Source organism: Micromonospora arborensis (genome assembly GCF_003205615.1).
GTDB lineage: Bacteria > Actinomycetota > Actinomycetes > Mycobacteriales > Micromonosporaceae > Micromonospora > Micromonospora arborensis.
In genome coordinates, this window is record NZ_PYBV01000010.1 from 29501 (window position 1) to 47097 (window position 17597).

Consider the following 17597-nt stretch of genomic DNA (forward strand, 5'->3'; position numbering starts at 1 on the left):
ACCAGCTGGCCAACGAATGGGCCACGAAGGTTGCCCGTGGAAAGTTGAACGGTCAATTGATCGGGGTGATCCGGCTCCTCGTTCGAATACTCAGGAGGGCTGAGTATGCGCCATCAGGTGGCCGGCTCTACCGGTCAATAGTGTTGCCGCGTGGTGACATTCCTGCGTCGGTGGACCCTGCGGGCCGCGAGCTTCGCCCTGACCTGGCTCTACACCCTCTACCGGATCCATCCGGCGGTGTGGCGGCTCACGGCACGTCAGTACCGTCCCTACATGGGGCGCTTCGCCCGGCTGCACGCCTGGATGACCTGCCAGTTCGCCGCGATCGACGTGCCCGCGTACGGCGATTTTCTTCGCCGCCACCATTGGCGGTTCCGCTGGTTCGATCTGTCGTCGTACCCGCCGACGAACAAGCGGTCGTACGTGCAGGCGTACCCGGAGGCGCAGCGTTGTCGGCACGGGGAGATCGAGATCGCCGGCAGCGTGGTCGACGAGTCGTCGGGCTCGTCCGGCCAGCCGTTCAACTGGATCCGCAGCCGCCGGGAGCTGCGCTCGGTGCACAAGAACCTGGCCGGCTTCGCGACGATGGTGTTCCCGTCGAAGCGGCGGTTCGTCATCAACGCGTACTCGATGGGCGCCTGGGCGACCGGAACCAACACAGGCATCGCCATGTCGGCGATCGCGATGGTCAAGAACACGGGTCCCGACCTGCGGAAGATCGTCGACACCCTGCTGTACTTCGGCCCCGGCTTCGACTACATCGTCACCGCCTACCCGCCGTTCCTGAAGCACCTACGCGACAAGCTCGACGCCGAGGGCTTTCCCTGGGCCGAGTACCGCATCAGCGGACTTGTCGGCGGTGAGGGGATGACCGAGGCACTGCGCGACTACCTGGAGGAACGCTTCGTCAAGGTGCGCTCCGGCTACGGGGCCAGCGACCTCACCATCGGCATGGCCGGGGAGAGCGACTTCAGCGTCTGGGTCCGCCGACGACTGCGTACCGACGCCGCACTGCGGACCGCCCTGCTCGGTGCCGACGAGCACCGGCTGCCGATGGTCTTCCAGTACAACCCGCTGGAGACGTACCTGGAGACCACACCGGACCACGAGGTGCTCTGCACGATCAACTCGACGGCGGTGCTCAATCCCCGGGTCCGCTACAACATCGGCGACGAGGGCCGGCTGATCTCGTACCCGGATGTCCTGGCCGCGATCGCCGACCCCGCGGCGCGGGCCGCCGCGGACCGTGCCTGGCAGGTCGACCGGATGCGTCTACCACTGCTGTTCCTGTACGGCCGCAAGGACAGCACGATCTCGTACATGGGCGCCAACATCTACCCGCAGGACGTCGAGTACGGCCTCTATGCGGGCAATCCCCAGGCGCACCTGTTGCAAAGCTTCTGCCTCGCGGTGACCGAGCAGGCCGACCTGGAGAGCCGGCCGGTCGTCAACCTGCAACTCCGCGAGGGCCTGACGCTCGAACCGGTAGAGCGGCGAACCCTCGCCGACACCTGCCGCGCGGGAGTGTTGCGCCACCTCGCCGAGGTCAGCCGGGACTTCGCCGAGTCCCTCGCCGAGGACCCGTCCGCGGCGGACCTGCGGGTGGAGGTCCACGAGTATGGCACCGGCCCGTTCGCCGACGCGGCATCCAAAATCAAGAACGTCTACCTGGTGAAGGGCGTGCCGGCATGAGGACCACCGACTTCTCCGCCGCGCCCGCGGTGGGCCAGGCGACAGCCATGTTCGTCGGCGCCACCCGTTACCGGGGGCCGCGCTCGATCCTCACGCTCACCCGGACCTGGTACAGGATGGTCCGGCAGATGCGGCGGATGGACGGATACCGGTGGCACACCGTCTATTACCAGTTCCCGTTCACACTCGGCACCATCGCCTTCTTCAGCGACCGTGACGCGCTACTGACGTTCGCCCGCAGCCGCCATCACCGTGACCTCATGTGCTGGGTGACCGATCACGGCACGAAGAACGCGACAGGCGGCTACATCCGCCTCTACAACGCCGAGCCCGAGGGCTACAGCAACGGCATCTGGCGCGCCGAAGGGGACGGCATGGCGCACATACCGACCTTCACCCCGCTCTCGCGTGAGACGTCCGGCCCGCCGGTGCACCGCGCATGAGACTGGATCCCGTGCGATCGCGGGCCGACCTGCGGGCATTCGTCGACTTTCCGCTCCGGCTCCACCCGACCGACCGGTACGTACCCCTGCTGTCATCGGTCATCGCGGCCCACCGCCGCGCCGCCGAGCTGTTCCTGGTCCGCGACCGACGCGGCGAGGTCGTGGGACGCACCAGCATGCACCGCAGTGCGCCCTTCGACGCCAAGGTCGGCCCGCGGCAGCTGTTCGGGCACACCGAGTTCGTCGATGACGACGACGTCTTCACCGCCATCATGGACGCGGTCGAGGCCCGGGCCGGCGGTCGACAACTGTTCGGGCCGGTGGCCCTGCTGCCCAACCAGACCGGCGGGGTGATCACCTCCGGCTTCGCCGATCGTGGCTTCGTGGACTCGGCGTGGAACCCCGCCTACTACCCGGAGATGTACGAGCGACACGGCTTCCACCGTCGCTTCGAGGCCGACACCTGGCTTGTCGACCTCGACGGTACGGCCACGGGTGCGTCGCCGGCCGTCGACGCCGACTGTGGATTCGCCTTCGACGATGCCCGGATCGGCAGCGAACAGCTCGTCATCCGGCATGGCTCCCGGTGGCACCTGCGCAGCCAACTGCCGATCCTGCGCCGGATGCTCAACGCGAGCTTCGCCCAGTTGGGCTACTACACCGACATTTCCGCCGAGCAACTGGCGGAGCAGACCGAAGGCCTGGCGTTCCTGCTCGACGAGGCGCTGCTCCTCTGGCTGGAGAAGGCCGGTCGACCCGTCGCGTTCGTCGTCACCGTGCCGGACATCTCCGAATACGTCATGAGCGTCGGCGGTCGGCTCGACGTACTCAATCAGCTCCGGCTTCTCGCCACCCGCGGCCGGTATCGGCGGGACGCGGTCCTCATCATCAAGGGCACCGTTCCCGATGAGCAGGGCAACGGATACCTGACGCTGCTGTCCCGGGAGTTGCATCGCAACCTTGCCCGCAACGGCTACCGGGCACTGCGCAGTACCTTCGTCGAGCGGACGAACGTCGCCTCGGCCGCCCAGTACCGGCGCGCGGGTGGGCGGCCCCTGCACGGGTACACCTTCTACGAGCGAGGAACATCGGTGTGAGTTGGGTCGAGCAGTTGCGGGCCACCGAGGCGATCTGCCGCCGGGCACCGAGCGCACACAACACGCAGCCGTGGCGACCGGAATACCACACTGACGAGATCACCATCGACGTCGATCCCGCCCGCCGACTGCCCGACTCCGACCCGACCGGGCGTGACCTGACCCTCGGCATCGGCGCGTTCGTCGAGACCTGCCTCATCGTCTCCGCCGAACTCGGCCTCACCGTCACCGTGGCGCCCGGTCCACGACTGGTCCCCGCGGCACAGAGGTACGCGACTCCGTTCACGATCGCCGACATCGAGGCCCGCCGGGTCGCCCGTGGTCCATACGCACCCGGGTACGTCGACGACGCCGTCCTCGCCGATCTCGAGCCGGGTATCGCACACGTCCCGACCCGGGATCTCGTATCGGACCTGGCCGTCGCCGACCGGTGGATGTTCGGCACACCTGCCGTCGCGGTCGAGTTGCGGGACTGGCTGCGCCTGAGCCCACGCCATCCTCGCTATCACCTCGACGGACTCACGGACCGAGCGCTCAGCCTGTCCCGGACCGAAGCGCGCGTCCTGTCCGCCGCGCTGCGCGCGTATCCGGTCACCCGCCGACTGGGCCTGCCGGCGCTGCTGGCCGCCAGCGGTCGCGGCCTGTTGCGCTACGACGGCAGCGTCCTGGTCCTCCTCGCCGCCGACGGCGACGACCAGATCAGCTCGGGCCGACGTCTGCTGCGTACGTGGCTGGCTCTCGCCCGGCACGGCCTGGCGGTCCATCCGCTCAGCCAGCTCATCGACTGCCCCGCGACCGCCGGTCGGCTCGCCGAGCGGGTCGCAGGCCTTCCGCTCGCGGTGTTTCGCGTCGGCCGACCCCGCATCGCCCCGGTCCGGTCGGCCCGCCGCGGCGAGCAGTCGGCAACTCAGCCGGGATAACCTGATCTCGCCGTCGGGACCGTGCTGGCCGCCCTGACCGGGCAGCGGATTTTTGTCGTGCCTGGAGGTCTACTCGATTGGTGAACCCTTCTCTGCCCGGCACCCGCACCCTGGCGGTTCAGTCCCACCAGAACGACCACCAGGCCCGGTTCGTGAGGCTCTCGGCGTAACGGATGAGGGTGTCTGTGCTGGACTGCCACACGTTGTCGGGGCAGAACGCAAAGTGTTCCGCAGCGACGCGCAGCGCGTGGTCTGCATCGGTGGGTGGAGCGGCGACGCTGAGGAATAGCTCGGCTGGTCCGAGGCCGACGACTCTGGCGCCGAAACGTTCTTCCCAGCTGCGCAGCACCGTGCTGAACTGCGCGGTGTCGTTCTCGTAGTTCAACGGCCCACCCCACCCCAGATCGGCCGGGGCATCCGCACCGCGGGAACTGGCACTGAGCCCGAGGCGCGGCGCGGTCAGCCACGAGTCGGCTATCAGATGTTCAGCGAACTCGGCAGCCCGAGTCGCGGGACTTTCCTGCAGCGTTCCGGCAGGCGCGAGCCCAGGCCACCGGTTGCCAAACGGCGCCGTGACGGCCAGCCGCTCCGGCGCGCTGAGCAGGTCGTCGTCCTCATCCACCGTCGTGTAGACAGACCACCACCCCGCCAGCAGTACGTCAGCGTCATGATCGCCCGGCCTGGACTTGATGAGACCCGGGTCGAGCTGACCGGTCGTCCAAGGGCTGCTCGGCTCGTACGAACTCCCTCCGAGAAGCAGTGGCCACAGACCCGTCCGGCCATGGAGCGCCTGAAGTGAGCCCCACAGACCCGCATCCGGACGTGTGTCGCTGATCCACAGGATCGGCTCCTCGAGAACGCCGGCCTCGGTCTCGTGCACGGCTCGCCCCGGCGGAAGGTCAAGGCCGAGGGGGCCGCTGCTCGAGTCGTCTCGAAGGTACGTCAACGAATTGCCTGTCATTGGCCGCAGGGTACAGGCCCGCCAAGACAATCAGAGCCACTCGCCTCGTCCGCTATGCCCGGGGGCCCAGCACTGCGTGACGGGCGCGCTTAGACAGACTCCTCCTTGACTGATTCGCGGATCGTCGCGGGCTGGTCGAGGGCCGCCAGGTCCCGCCGGGACTGGGCACGCCCAAGTTGTCGGTCGCCATGAAGGCACCCGTAACCACGTTTCGTGACGGTGCAGCTGGTTGCGGCCGTTGACGCCACCCGTGTGATGAGTGCCCGGCGGACCATTGCCATGTCGGAAGGCGTCTACCGGGCCGGCGCCGCCTTGGTCTGGATCGTCGGCTTGGGCTCGGGCTTGACTGGCTCGTCGCCGATGTCCTTGGTGGGTTTGAGGACTCGTAGGTCGAGCATCCGGGCGCGTAAGGCCATGCTGGTGTCGATGGTCAGCAGCCGGACGGGCATCCTGGCGTATGCCCGCAGCGCGAGTGCCCGATCGATGTCGGCCTCGCGGATCGTCTCACGTGATCGTGGGCGGAGCAGTAGTGCAGATCCCGGCTGCTGGCAAGGCCTCAACCTGCTCAACCGGACGACTTGACCGAGGACCACACGCCGAACCACTGTTCGGCGCCGTACTCCTTGAACCGGTCGGCCTCGGTGAACCCCAGCTTTGCGGCGAGGCGCATCGAGCGGTCGTTGGCGGTCTGGGTGCAGAGCACTACCGGCTCGCTGGGAAGCGCGTTGGCGAACCAGTCGAGTGCCGCTGCGCACGCCTCGGCGGCGTACCCGTATCCCCATGCTTCTGGCAGGAACATGTAGCCCAGCTCAGCCTCCCCGGCATCCGGACGGAGGTGACCCGGACGCTCTGCGTCGCGCCGATCGAACGTGATCGTGCCGATCATCGCTCCGTCGAGATCGACCACGAATAGGCCAGGGCGCCGCCGGGGTTCCTCAGGCACCGTGCGCTCGAGCTCGTCACGGGGGCGAGGGCCACCGATGTAGGTGCCAACCTCTGGCGAGGCGAACAGCTCGATGACCGCCATGCGGTCCCGGGCCTCGGGCTCACGGAGCACGAGCCGCTCGGTCCTGATCGGGGCAGGTGGCCAGGCGGCGGGTCCAAGCTCAGTCATGGCGGGCAACGTACCAATGGATCTGGCTCTCGCCTGCGGTGTACCGCACCACGACGTCTTCAGCTGAACCAGATGTCCGCTGTAGCCGCTGAGCGGGCGGAACCTTTCGGTCGCGCGTACCTTTGCGGCCGCGATGTCGGGCAGTGCGAGGTCGGCGAGTAGCTGCCGCACCAGAACGCCCCCGCCCCAGAATGCCTCTGCCGGAATGGGGAGCCGGCCCAGCCAGGACAGCAGGATCGCCGCTCTGCCGGTGGCTGAGGGTGTGGCTGCGGCGAGCCGTCGACGGACACAGACTGGGTGCAGCGTCCTGGTTCACCGCGGAGTGCTCCACGGTTCTGCGATACGGTCGTCAACGCTCTCTGTCGCCTGGTAGGGGAGTGTGCGCAGGTCACGGCGGTAAGGAGCTGTTGGTTGGCCTGGCCTTGCAACTGGGAGCAGATTGGGTGCAGGTTGGCGAAGTGGTCTCCGCATCCGAAGTGGTCACCGACGCCGGACAGGGACGAGGGGCCTCTTGAGCCTCTCCCCGCCCTGGGGCGACGCCCGGGCCGCCCAGGCCAAATGAGAGCCACACGACCAGCGTGGGCAGCCGAAATGAGAGCGACAGCCCGGGCGCCTCGACCGAAGCCTGGCCGGGCCACGGTCGCAGGTCAATGAAACAAGTAGCCGATGTGCGGGTGTCGAGCCGGGGTGGTGCGGTGGCGATGCGCAACCTGGCCGTTGTCTCGGGCGCCCGGCTCGGTCTTGCCGTTAGACGTATACGTCTATAGGTTGCCTGGGTGCCCTTGGACGCGTCACGGAACAGCCTGGTGTTGCCGATCCTCGGACTCCTCGTCGAGCAGCCGGCGCATGGCTACGACATCACGACACGCCTACGCGACCGATACGGACACCTATCGGTCACCCGCAGCACGATCACGTCTCTGCTGAAGGTGCTCGAGAAGGCAGGCCTGGTCTCCTCCGGGCCGCCCGAGCGAGTGGGGAATCGGCCACCACGGACGGCCTACGAGTTGACTGCCGCAGGTCTCGCCGACTTCCGCCGCAAGGTCGAGGTTGGGGTGTGCGACACCCCGGCCGCGTCCGTGGACTTCGTCATGGCGGTCGCCTACGTCGGAGTTCTTCCGATCGACCAGGCGGCATCCATCCTGGACGGTCGAGCCGACCGGCTCGACCAGGAACTGGCTGCCCTTTCGGGGTTGCCCGACGGTGACGTACTCGAAGTGCACATGCTCGAAGTCGCCTACTGGCGCACCATCGTCGCCACCGAAGCCACCTGGATCAGGACCCTGGTGCGGCGGATCCGGTCACACGAGATCGGCTGGCCGGCCCAGCAAACCGACAAACAGGGGAGTGCAGAAGCGTGAAGTTCGGTATCTATCCGGGCGGGCGGGCCGGCACGGTCTGCTCCCACCCACCCGATGTCGCCGCGATCCGCGACCTCGTCGACGACCTCTCGGACGGTCGCCCGTTCGTCGTCCGCGAGTGCGTGCACTTCCTCGGCGACGCGGCACCGCCGGATGTCGTCACCTCACTCGGAGCCGAACACGAACTCGCGCACCTCACGATGCCCGACGAGTGGTACGTCGACGGAAACCGCGAGCTGGACCTCGTGGTCAGCTACATCCCCCGGGCCGCTGACCTCTCCGGATGGCTGGCCTTCCTCGACACCGTCATCGACCGTTACGGTCACCTGACGCGGTACCTCCAGGTGACGCTTGAGCCGAACTTCCCCATCCCGCTCATCGACGGAAGCGCACCCGGCGTGCTCGAAGCCCTGACCCTCGGCATCCCGCACGCACGCGCCGCACTGGACCGGCGGGGTCTCCAGCACGTGCGGATCGGCTTCTCCGTCGCCGAACCACCGGAATGGTTGGGCGGCGACGACCAATTCTGGTCGTACCTCTCCTCGGTCCCGTACCAGGACTTCGCGTCCCACGTCGACTACGTCGGCCTGGGCCTGTACCCCGATGCCTTCTCGCCCGTCGCCCCGCGGGGCAACCCGGGGGACACCGCGTCCCTCACCACTCACGCCTTGCGCCACTTGCGGGGCGGGTCGCTGCCCCGCGCGCACATCCCGCCCAGCACTCCCATCCACATCGTGGAGAACGGCACCCCGAGCGGGTCACCGCGCACCGAGCAGGCACAGTGCGACTCACTGTCGGACATGCTCGGCGTCATCCTCACCGAACAAGAGCGTCTGAACATCACCCACTACGAACTGTTCAGCCTCAGGGACGCCGACAGCAGCTCCACGGAACCCACCGGGACGCTGGGCATCGTCACCGACACATACCGACCCAAGCCCGCCCTCGCCGTCTACCGCGACATCGTCCGCAGCACTGGCCCGCTGCCCGTCACCAGACATCCCTGAGCGCGGCGAACCGAAACGCGGCGAGGCGGGCGAATGTCCACTATTGGCCCGGCCCCGCACCGTTCTGAAAAGCCGACGCACCGACGCGCCATCACCGGCTCACGTCGCGCCGACGTGGTACGCCGACCAACGCTCGCACAAGTAACCGGTGGCAAGGCGCGGCGGGCCCATCAGCATCGGCGTCGCACAACTGGTGGCGGGTACGGCCCGTGGGTCGGCCTCAACAGCCTCTTCCGTGCGAGCATCTTCTGCGGAGAACAGGCGCGAGTGCCGCGTAGGCGTTGGACAGCACGGCGAGCGGACGGATCCGCAGCCGGACGGAGCGTAGATGATCACGGGATACGACACGGTTCTCATCACCGGTGCGCCGGTGGAGGCTGGTATCCGAGCGATGCTGGACGAGCTGCATGGCAGATGGCCGGACATGTTGGTCGCCTTGGGCGGGGAGCAGGTCGGGCCGTTCCTCCCGTGGCGGAAGGCGCGGGCGGAGGTGCCGGCCGACGCAGGCGAGGTGTATGTCGCGCGCGATGCGGAGATGGAGCGGCGCTGGGACGATGTCGGGTATTCGCTCATGGAACACGCTGAGGGACCGTTCGCGGTGCTCTACGAGCTCGCCAGCCAGTCAGCAGTCGGGATTCAGCTCCACGAGGACCCGTACGGACGAAGCGGGTTCGGCTTCGACCCGCACCCCGCCACGCTGGTCACCGTTGGCATGTCGCTGGTCACCATCGTGACGCCGGACGCGGACAGCTTCTTCAGCCGAGGGATACTCAACGCCCTCAGGCAGGCGCTGATCAGTCAGACACATCGCTGATCTTTCCGTTGCCACCCGCTGGTTCGACGCCCTCCCGCGGACACGTGCCGACGTCAGTGCGTGGCCCTGCGAGCACGGCAGGCGCTACGTAGGCTCGTGCAGCCGGTCCAGGGTGGCGTATTGGGCGGGGGACAGTTGGAGTTCCTCGGCAGCGAGATTTTCCTCCAAGTGGTCGACCCGGGCGGTGCCGGGGATCGGCAGCATGGCCGGCGAGCGGCTGAGGAGCCAGGCGAGCGCAATTTGGGTGGCGGTGGCACCTACCTCGGACGCCACCGCAGCGATGTCCGCCTTTGCCCCTGCCGTGCCGGTCGCGACCGGCCGCCACGGCAGGAAGGCGATCCCTGCATGCTCGCAGGCCGTGAGTACGGGCTCATGCTTGCGGTCGAGCAGGTTGTAGCGGTTCTGCACGCTCGCCACATCAACAATCTGCCGCGCCTGGTCGAGTTCGGCGACGGTGACCTCGGACAGTCCGATCCGGCCGATTTTGCCCTCAGCCGTCATGTCCCGGAGGATGCCCAGCTGATCCGCGAGCGGCGTTTCCGGGTCGATCCGGTGCAACTGGAGTAGCTCGATCCGCTCGACGCGCAGCCGGCGCAACGCCTGCTCGACTTGCGCGCGGAGGATGGCTGGCCGCCCGTCCAGTTTCCATTCGCCCTGCGGACCCGATCGCGCAACGCCGACCTTGGTCGTGATGACCAGCCCGTCCGGATAGGGGTATAGGGCCTCGGCGAGAAGCTCCTCGTTGGTGCCCCAGCCATACATGTAGGCGGTGTCGATCAGCGTGACGCCGAGCTCGACTGCTCGCTGGGCCACCGCTAGAGACGACTCGCGGGCGGGACCGGCCTCGGTCGGCAAGTGCATGGCGCCGAATCCGAGTCGCCGTACCTCCAGATCTCCGCCGATACGGAACATCTTCGATGTCACCTGGGCTCCCCCCGCTGAAGGTGCAAAGCTAACAGCGCGCCGAGTCTCTGGCCTTACCCCGTCGGGGCCTGAAGAGAAACAGTCACACCGCCTCGCCGGTTCGCGCCGGCAGTCGGAACGGATCAGGGCTGAACGAGCTGATCAGTATCTGCCTCTGCGCGTCGCCTTCCAGACGGCGACACCCGTCCTAACCCCCAGCTCGGCGACCTTCTCGCATCCGAAGAAGTAGGGGACCGGTCCCGCCTCGTTGAGGGGGAGGGCGGTGCCAGGTCGGGCGAATCCTCCGCTGCGAGGTGTGACGTTTTGGCTGGTGCCGGACATAAGCACGTAGGGGGTGTGATGGACGCTGCAAAGGAGCAGTTCACCGAGTTGTACGAGTGTCATCACGGTGACGTGTGGCGGTACGTCGCTCGGCGGGTGTGTGCGTCTGACGTCGGTGATGTTGTCGCCGATGTCTTCCTCGTCGCGTGGCGGCGTCTGGACGATGTGCCAATCGGATCGGCATTGCCGTGGCTGTACGGGGTGGCGCGTCTGGTGCTGGCCAACGAGGCCAGAGGCCGTCGGCGGTGGCAGGAGCTGACGCTGCGGGTGGCGGCGGAGCCTGATCAGACGGTGCAGGTGGATCACGCGGACGGTGTGGTCAGTCAGTGTGACGTCGCGGTGGCGTTCGACCGGTTGTCGGCCGGTGACCAGGAGATTCTGCGGCTGGTGGCGTGGGAGCGCCTGGCGCCGGCCGAGGCGGCGGCCGTACTGGGTCAGTCGCGGGCGACGTTCGCGATGCGGCTGATGCGAGCCCGTCGTCGGTTACGAAGGCAGCTCGGCGTGACCGGGGACGGGGCGGGGCGGACGTCGAGCGCAGCGCCGTCGATGTCGAATTGGAGCGGATGACATGAATGCCGTGGATGAGGTGCGTCAGGTGTTGGGTGGCTTGGACCCGGCCTGTACCGCCCCGCCGTGCGATGACAGCCATCGCGGGCAGGTTCTGGCTCGCATCCTCTCCGAGGACCGCAGAGCAGGTACCGCCAGGAGATCAGTGTCGCGACGTCGGTTCGTGTTGGCCGCGGTCGGTGCGGTGGTCGTGGCGGTGGCCGGTGGTGGGGTAGCGGTTGAGCTGTACCGCCAGCCGGAGCCGGCCTATGCGGCGACCCCGGTGATGCTGACCTACGGGCCGCCGCCGACTGCGGAACCGGCCAGTACCCGACTTCGGCGGCTGGCCGCCGTGGCGGCGCAGCAGCCGATGCCGCCGCGGCCCGCCGGGACGGTGGAGCACCTGGAGTCCACGAACTGGTTTCTGAACTCCTCCATCTCCGGCGGCAGGACCGTATCCGCCGTGGTGCCACAGCAGTGGCGGTCCTGGCGAACCGACGACAACGCGGGCCGCATGATCCAGAAGGATCTGCCGCCGATCTTCCGATCCGACGCTGACCGTAGGCAGTGGAAGAAGTGGGGCGCTCGGGCCGAGTCGTCCGAGGAGGTGCACGACTACGCCGCCGGGGAGTTCTACAGCGGCTTCCGCGGTGCGGTCCCGACGGACGCCGCCGCACTGCGCGGCTGGCTGAGGGCAGGCGGGTCCGCGCCTCAGGCCCCGGTGCAGTACCTGGAGGACGCCGCTCAACTCGCCGGGGTACGGCTGCTGAACCCGGCCCAGCGCGCAGCGGTACTCACACTTCTGGCCGACCTCCCAGGCATCACGGTCACCGGCACCGTCACCGACCGCGCCGGACGCACCGGCGAAGCCTTCTCCATCACCACCGACGCTCACGGCCTGCCCGCCCAATACACCGTGATCGTCGATCCACGCTCGGGCGCGCTGTTGGGATACGAGGAGGTGCTGACCACCACGGCGGGGAAGCTGAACGTGACTATCCCCGCGGTGATCACCTATCGCTCGTACCTGATAGCCGAGTACGCCGCCGCGCCACGCTGACACCACCCTTGACCAGCAGCCGACGCCGCCCGGGTGCGTCCAGGGGCCGCTAGCAGTTCGGCCGCCGCCGCGGGGTTGCCGGCCAGCGGGGGAGCGAGAGCGGCGCAGGCGCGTACCGCTGGGTGAGGATCTTGCAGGTGGCGACGAGGCGCGACGCCGAGGTCGCCGATGGCCCGGGCGAGGCGGCCCGCTCGTCCGGGTCAACTCCTCCAGGCGAGAGGTGTCACCCCACCGCAGGCGTCGATCGTGCGCGCGGCCGCGGCCTGGACCTGCGGGGACGGATCGGACAACGCCGCGGTGGCCGTGGCCAGCAACGCCGACGCGATCTGCCGGCAACCGAGCACAGCCCGGACGTAGAGGGCGCCCTGCAACCGCCCGTCCTCCCAGATCCCCTCCTCGTCGCCGTCGCGAAGCGCCTCGGCCAGAGCGGCGTCCACGTCGAAGTCCGGCTCGGACAGGTCAATGTCCGTGATGGTGCCTGCCTCGGCCACCGCGGCCAGGAAGTTGAGTAATTCGGCACGCAGGCCGGGATCGGTCACCCGTGGGTCGGCGAGCAGCGCGGCCACCTCGAGGGCGGCCGGCGGGGTCGCGGTGCACGGCGTTCCCTGGTGGATGATCGCCGACCGCAGATGCTTGAGCGCCCTCGCGCGGGCCGCCGGGTCGTCGCCGGCGAGCGCCGCCAGGTGGCCGGGGGTGTCCACGGCGAGGCCGTAGGCGTGCAGCAGGGCGGCGTACTCGGTCACGCCTGGAAAATACCCGGTCGGAGGCTGGCGGTCAGTAGCGTTTCAGGCCGGCGAAGATAACCGCGAGCGTACGGGCCTGTAACTGCTCGTCCCATCCACCGTGCAAGGCTCCCTGGCAAACGCTGGCGAGGAGCGCCATCACTTCGGCTAGCCGTACCGGGGCCGCGACGACTCCGGCGGCGCGGGCCTGTTCGAGCAGCCGGCCCACCGCCTCCTCCAGGTGACCGACCGCGTCGGGCAGCCGGATGTTCATCCCGGACCCGGCAAGTAGGTCGGCGACGGTCTTCTTCGCCGCGGCCTGCGCCACCATGAGGGTGAAGAAGGCGAACAGGTCTCGCTGTCCGGCCTCCTCGACGAGCTGTGTCAGCAGTCGCTTCATGATCGCGGCGAGCAGGTCGTCCTTGGTGGGGAAGTGGCGGAAGACCGTGCCGATGGCGACGCCGGCCCGCCGGGCCACCTCCTCGGTGGAGGCTCGGGGGCCGAATTCGGCGAAGACGGCCTCGGCAGCGTCCAGGATGCGAGCTCGGTTGCGTTGCGCGTCGGCGCGCAACGGCGGACCCTCTACCAAAATGAGTCTCCACTCAACGTGATCGTGCACGAGACCACTGACCCCGAGGTGATCGTGGTCGAGTACGAACTCGTCGGCACTCACACAACAACCGGGGCAACCGCCTCGGCGCCGTTCATCGGGGTGCTGCGGACCCGGGACGGCAAACTGGCTCACTGGCGCGAGTACCAGCACACCCTCGCCATCGCTCAGGCCGTCGGTCAGGCATAGGCCTGAATCAGGATCAGGCTGCCGATGGCGATGAAGACAAGAAGGACAGGCGGTAACCCCAGCGCTGCACACCATCGCGTCCGGCACCGGGGATACCGATGATCGGCGCTCGGCACGGGACGGACACCCTGAGGCCGAACGCTAAGATCGTCGGATGCTGTTCAAGGCGGACCTGGGCAAGCGGGTCGACGACCTGGTCGGCGCGGTGGACAGCCGCGACGACAAGCGGTTCTTCGCGGCCCTGCGGGGCATCGCAGGCGCCACGCCGAAGGCGCGCCCCGACGAGGTAGACGCGGCCCTGGCCAGGTTGACTCCGGTGCTCGCCGAGATCCCGATCGGAATGGGCGGCGACCTGGCCCAGATTGCCGGCAGTATGGCGGACTACGGCACCGAGGCGGCGGTGGTGGTGCCGACCCTCGTCAGGCGGGCCAGCAACGCGATGGAGCAGGCGGCACGCTTCGCCGAGTTGTACGGTGCGGTGTTTGGGGACCTGCCCGACCCCGATGATGCCGAGCAGATCGGCCCGACGATCGAGCGGTTCGTCGAGACGGCGCCCAACCGGGGGATGGCCCAGCCGGACGCCTACAACCTGGTTCAGGCGTGGTTCTCTGGCGGCCAGTGGGTTCAGCCGGTGCTGTACCTGTCGCAGCGCAAGGACGTGCGGGCCGTGCTGCCCGAACGACCGCGGCTTACCGCCGCCATCGACGCGACGCGTGAGCACATCGGCACGGCGCATTGGTTGTACGGGCTGCTGCTTGTCCTGGACGACGAACCGCTGGTCGTGCTGCACCGCGCGACCCGACGCGGCTATCGGGTGACGATAAGCGGCATCGGCGACAACTTTCAGCTGCACACACTCCTCGCCGCCGCCCTGATCGGCGACGAGTCGCAGGGCCTGCTGCCCGGTCAACGGCCAAGCGCCGCGGAGATCGCGGCGGCCTCCGACGGCGAGGACCTGACACCAGCCGGCGGCATCCGAGGCAACTTCAACCTGGTCGACGCCCACGGCGAATGGATCTGGAACGAGGGTCGTCCCGCGGATATCCCGAAGCTAGAAGGAAAACGAGTCGTCGTCCTCGATCCGCCGCCGTACGCGCGGAGCTGGAACGCCGGCCGGCCGTACCCGTTGATGCGCCCGACGGTGACCGTGGATGACATGCTGCCGGCCGATGAGGCCGCGCATTGGCTCGGTCTGGTCAAACCTTCGCAGCGCGGGTAGGCCCTCACACGGTTCCAGCCTGGCAGCGCCAGGAAACCTTCCCAGGGGTCGGCCGACTCGACGGGCGCCGGCGCCCGCCAACTGAGCCGCCGAATATGTGCCATTTCGATCGGAGCTGACGTCCGCTTCTGGCCGCGATCCGCGCGACTGCAGCTGAACCGAACGCGGGTCCGTCTCGTCCAAAGCGTCGCCGAGACCCGCGCGTGGTGTGGGTTTGGCTGATGTCGACGTTGTTAAGTCGGGCGGCTCGTCGTGGGCTACCAATCAACGCGTCGACGCGGGCTCCAGCCGCACTCGGCGCCCCGGCCGGTCCACCTCGACGATCCTGACGGTGACGATCTCTCCCATCGCTGGCTCCCTGGTCAGAAATGACTCGTGAAGCAGTCCCAGGATGCCCGGCGCGACGCGGACGAAGACGCCGAACGGCACCACGTTGACGACCGGCCCGGACAGCACCTCACCAACCCGGTCCGCGAACTGGACCAGTGGGTCCTCCTGCAACGCCTTCAGCGACAGCTGCACCTGTCCACGAGTGGCGTCGACGTCGAGCACCTCGGCGCAGACCTGGTCGCCTGCGTGCACCACCTCTGCGGGATCTGAGAAGTAATCCCAGGTCAGTTCCGGAATCCGGATGAACCCCGTGCCGGGTGAACTGGCCGGATCCCCTTCGAGACGCACGAAGACGCCGAAGTTGTGGATCTCTGAGATAACTCCCCGCACGACCGTGCGGCGCTTCGGCTCCCGATCGTCAGTCGGCCGGTGCACGGTCACGCCGATGTGCGGATGTTGTCCGCCGGCTACCTCCGGCCGGCTTCTTCTGCCGTTGCGCCCCGCCTGTGGCCGTCACGCTGACTGGCAACATTCCACCGTCATAGGCAGGACTGCATCGACGATCGTGGCCGTCTGTGCACCCAGCGTTCGGCCCCACACGCGGTATCCGGCTGGGCCGGGATGGAAGCGATCCGAGGCGAAGAAGTCGTCTCGTTCGATGGGTAGGTGCCCAACCGGCAGGTGGAACACGTCCGTGTCCCGTCGAGCCAGGCGCGTGAGTTGACGGTCCAGCCGGCGCGCGTGGGTCCCAAGCAGCAGCCGCACCGGCGCAGGCAGGGCGGGAAAGCGGTGCACGGGGGGCAGCCCAGCCAGAAGCACAGGGATCGGGGCACCGAGCCGACGCCGAATCACCGCCACCAGATGCTCGACGTCGCGCCGAAACCGGCCGGGTCGCCGCAACCGGACCGCGTCGTTGACCCCCACAACCACGAGGACCAAGTGTGGGCTCCAGCGCGTGTGTGGATCGGTGATGCCGTCCACTAAGTCTCGTCGGATCGTTCTGGCCGTGGCTCCCGATCGTGCCACGACCCGCCAAGACAGGTGCCGCCCGGTCAGCGCGGCGAGTGCAAACGCAGTCTGACCAGCCAAGGCCGCCTGATGGTCGGGAGCACCGACCCCGGCCGCTGCGGAGTCGCCGAGCACGGCCAGCCGAAGTGGCTCTCCGTTGCCGGCCACCGTTCCCCAGTCATCTCCGTGCGCTTCGGCAAGTCGCGGGATCCGTGCTCGGATCCGTCGTGGTCCCAACATCCAATCGCCTCCCCCTCATAACACCGTTATGTCAATAACACCGTTATGATGAGCTCATGTCAAGGGCAAGCAGCGATCCGCGGCAGGAACTCGTCGAAGTCGCCGCTCGGCTGCTGACCGAGCAGGGACCCCGGTCACTGTCCGCGCGAGCACTAGCACGCGAGACGGGCACCTCCACAATGGCCATTTACACGTACTTCGGCGGCATGCCAGGTCTGGTACGGGCCGTCATCCGGGAAGGCTTCGCCCGGCTAGCTGACCGGCTGGCGACGGTGCATGCCAGCGACGACCCAGTCGCCGACAGCTTCCAGTTGGCCATCGCGTACCGGCAGTCCGCGCACCTGGCACCCCACCTGTACGCGGTGATGTTCGGCGGCTCAAGCATCGCCGGGTTCCAACTTTCAGAAGAAGACCGGCGCATCGGCCTCTACACGCTGCGCGTAGCTAGGGATACCGTCCCCCGATGCATCCAGGCAGGCCGGTTCCGTCCCGCAGATCCCTGGTCCATCACCCGGCGCATGTGGTGTCAGCTGCACGGACTGGTCAGCCTCGAACTCGCCGGCTACCTCACCTCAAACCACCCGTCTGATGACGAGTTCCGCCAGTACCTACGGGACCTTGCGGTTGGAGCCGGCGACACACTCGAGAAAGCCCAGGCATCGATAGCGCTAGCCCTAGACAGAGCGAACAACACCTGACGACAGCCCGCCGCGCCAAACACCGGAGGGCAGAAGCAATCCATCACGAAACGCATCATCGCGATGCTGCAAACCCAACCGTCGTTTCGAATGCACGCTCATACCGCTGACAAGGCGCGGCGATCGTGAGCCAGCGCTGGCCGACGGGGTGGCACAGGGTGGGTGGTCAGGCGGGTCGATAGCAGGCGGGTGACTGACGATGTCGTGGGGTGAAGGCATACTGCGCTTTGTGGATCAAGGACGCCAGATCGCAGAGCGCATGTACGCAGCATTCAACTTTCGGGACACGGTGGCCGCCCGAGGGTCACGTCCGCGCTGGTG

The 17597-nt window shown here is 68.0% G+C and carries 20 protein-coding genes; 12 read left to right on the forward strand and 8 right to left on the reverse strand.

The genetic code is table 11. From position 1 onward, the window contains the following. The first annotated feature begins 150 nt into the window (after positions 1-150). From C7C45_RS07820 to C7C45_RS07835, 4 genes are read left to right on the forward strand one after another with little or no spacing between them, the layout of a single operon-like run. Positions 151-1692 carry a phenylacetate--CoA ligase family protein gene (locus tag C7C45_RS07820; protein ID WP_110562970.1) on the forward strand — a complete coding sequence of 514 codons (1542 nt, stop codon included), beginning with the start codon at positions 151-153 and terminating at the stop codon, positions 1690-1692. After that, positions 1689-2135, forward strand: coding sequence for a DUF4188 domain-containing protein (locus tag C7C45_RS07825; RefSeq protein ID WP_110562971.1), 447 nt, complete (start codon positions 1689-1691; stop codon positions 2133-2135). Before C7C45_RS07820 ends, C7C45_RS07825 begins: the two co-directional genes overlap by 4 nt. Further along, positions 2132-3232, forward strand: a complete 1101-nt coding sequence (locus C7C45_RS07830) for a hypothetical protein (protein WP_110562972.1) — start codon at positions 2132-2134, stop codon at positions 3230-3232. Before C7C45_RS07825 ends, C7C45_RS07830 begins: the two co-directional genes overlap by 4 nt. Then, positions 3229-4152: a nitroreductase family protein gene (locus C7C45_RS07835; protein ID WP_110562973.1), complete on the forward strand. Its 924-nt coding sequence runs from the start codon at positions 3229-3231 to the stop codon at positions 4150-4152. Before C7C45_RS07830 ends, C7C45_RS07835 begins: the two co-directional genes overlap by 4 nt. Positions 4153-4270: 118 nt before the next feature. Here C7C45_RS07835 and C7C45_RS07840 read toward each other — a convergent pair whose 3' ends face one another. The 3 genes from C7C45_RS07840 to C7C45_RS07845 form a co-directional block, all read right to left on the reverse strand. Further along, positions 4271-5032, reverse strand: a complete 762-nt coding sequence (locus tag C7C45_RS07840; protein ID WP_208641100.1) for a DUF4253 domain-containing protein — start codon at positions 5030-5032, stop codon at positions 4271-4273. A 374-nt stretch (positions 5033-5406) separates the two neighbouring features. Then, a complete protein-coding gene (locus tag C7C45_RS33985) occupies positions 5407-5562 on the reverse strand; it encodes a hypothetical protein (protein ID WP_167454681.1) in 156 nt (51 codons plus the stop codon). A 116-nt stretch (positions 5563-5678) separates the two neighbouring features. Next, positions 5679-6227, reverse strand: coding sequence for a GNAT family N-acetyltransferase (locus C7C45_RS07845; RefSeq protein ID WP_110562975.1), 549 nt, complete (start codon positions 6225-6227; stop codon positions 5679-5681). Between the two features lie 806 nt (positions 6228-7033). Here C7C45_RS07845 and C7C45_RS07850 point away from each other — a divergent pair. From C7C45_RS07850 to C7C45_RS07860, 3 genes are all read left to right on the forward strand, one after another. After that, the gene (locus C7C45_RS07850) at positions 7034-7588 is read left to right on the forward strand and encodes a PadR family transcriptional regulator (RefSeq protein WP_244200286.1); all 555 of its coding nucleotides are present in this window, start codon (positions 7034-7036) and stop codon (positions 7586-7588) included. Beyond that, the gene (locus C7C45_RS07855) at positions 7585-8595 is read left to right on the forward strand and encodes a hypothetical protein (protein ID WP_110562977.1); all 1011 of its coding nucleotides are present in this window, start codon (positions 7585-7587) and stop codon (positions 8593-8595) included. The genes C7C45_RS07850 and C7C45_RS07855 overlap by 4 nt, the downstream gene beginning before the upstream one ends. Before the next feature lie 391 nt (positions 8596-8986). Next, the gene (locus tag C7C45_RS07860; RefSeq protein WP_146247289.1) at positions 8987-9409 is read left to right on the forward strand and encodes a hypothetical protein; all 423 of its coding nucleotides are present in this window, start codon (positions 8987-8989) and stop codon (positions 9407-9409) included. 84 nt (positions 9410-9493) lie between these two features. Here C7C45_RS07860 and C7C45_RS07865 read toward each other — a convergent pair whose 3' ends face one another. After that, on the reverse strand, positions 9494-10321 hold the full coding sequence (locus tag C7C45_RS07865) for an aldo/keto reductase (RefSeq protein WP_208641102.1): 828 nt from the start codon (positions 10319-10321) through the stop codon (positions 9494-9496). 351 nt (positions 10322-10672) lie between these two features. On the opposite strand from C7C45_RS07865, the gene C7C45_RS07870 reads away from it, so the two are divergent. Beyond that, positions 10673-11221 carry an RNA polymerase sigma factor gene (locus C7C45_RS07870; RefSeq protein WP_110562991.1) on the forward strand — a complete coding sequence of 183 codons (549 nt, stop codon included), beginning with the start codon at positions 10673-10675 and terminating at the stop codon, positions 11219-11221. A 1-nt stretch (position 11222) separates the two neighbouring features. Continuing rightward, positions 11223-12260 carry a CU044_5270 family protein gene (locus tag C7C45_RS07875; protein ID WP_110562980.1) on the forward strand — a complete coding sequence of 346 codons (1038 nt, stop codon included), beginning with the start codon at positions 11223-11225 and terminating at the stop codon, positions 12258-12260. Positions 12261-12460: 200 nt separating this feature from the next. On the opposite strand, the gene C7C45_RS07880 is transcribed toward C7C45_RS07875, so the two are convergent. Next, positions 12461-13003 (reverse strand): hypothetical protein, encoded by a 543-nt coding sequence (locus C7C45_RS07880; protein ID WP_110562981.1) that lies wholly within the window; start codon positions 13001-13003, stop codon positions 12461-12463. 31 nt (positions 13004-13034) lie between these two features. Then, positions 13035-13553 (reverse strand): TetR/AcrR family transcriptional regulator, encoded by a 519-nt coding sequence (locus tag C7C45_RS07885; RefSeq protein WP_244200287.1) that lies wholly within the window; start codon positions 13551-13553, stop codon positions 13035-13037. Positions 13554-13595: 42 nt separating this feature from the next. Between C7C45_RS07885 and C7C45_RS07890 the strand changes: the two genes are divergently transcribed. Together C7C45_RS07890 and C7C45_RS07895 are read left to right on the forward strand one after the other, a co-directional pair. Beyond that, entirely contained in the window at positions 13596-13781 is a 186-nt protein-coding gene (locus C7C45_RS07890) for a nuclear transport factor 2-like protein (protein ID WP_244200288.1), read from the forward strand. 154 nt (positions 13782-13935) lie between these two features. Next, positions 13936-15000, forward strand: coding sequence for a hypothetical protein (locus C7C45_RS07895; RefSeq protein ID WP_110562983.1), 1065 nt, complete (start codon positions 13936-13938; stop codon positions 14998-15000). A gap of 264 nt (positions 15001-15264) precedes the next feature. Here C7C45_RS07895 and C7C45_RS07900 read toward each other — a convergent pair whose 3' ends face one another. Beyond that, entirely contained in the window at positions 15265-15771 is a 507-nt protein-coding gene (locus C7C45_RS07900) for a S1 RNA-binding domain-containing protein (RefSeq protein ID WP_110562984.1), read from the reverse strand. Positions 15772-15843: 72 nt separating this feature from the next. Beyond that, complete coding sequence (locus C7C45_RS07905; protein WP_110562985.1) at positions 15844-16578, reverse strand: SGNH/GDSL hydrolase family protein; 735 nt, start codon at positions 16576-16578, stop codon at positions 15844-15846. Between the two features lie 56 nt (positions 16579-16634). Between C7C45_RS07905 and C7C45_RS07910 the strand changes: the two genes are divergently transcribed. Continuing rightward, entirely contained in the window at positions 16635-17276 is a 642-nt protein-coding gene (locus C7C45_RS07910; protein ID WP_110562986.1) for a TetR/AcrR family transcriptional regulator, read from the forward strand. Positions 17277-17597: the final 321 nt, after the last annotated feature.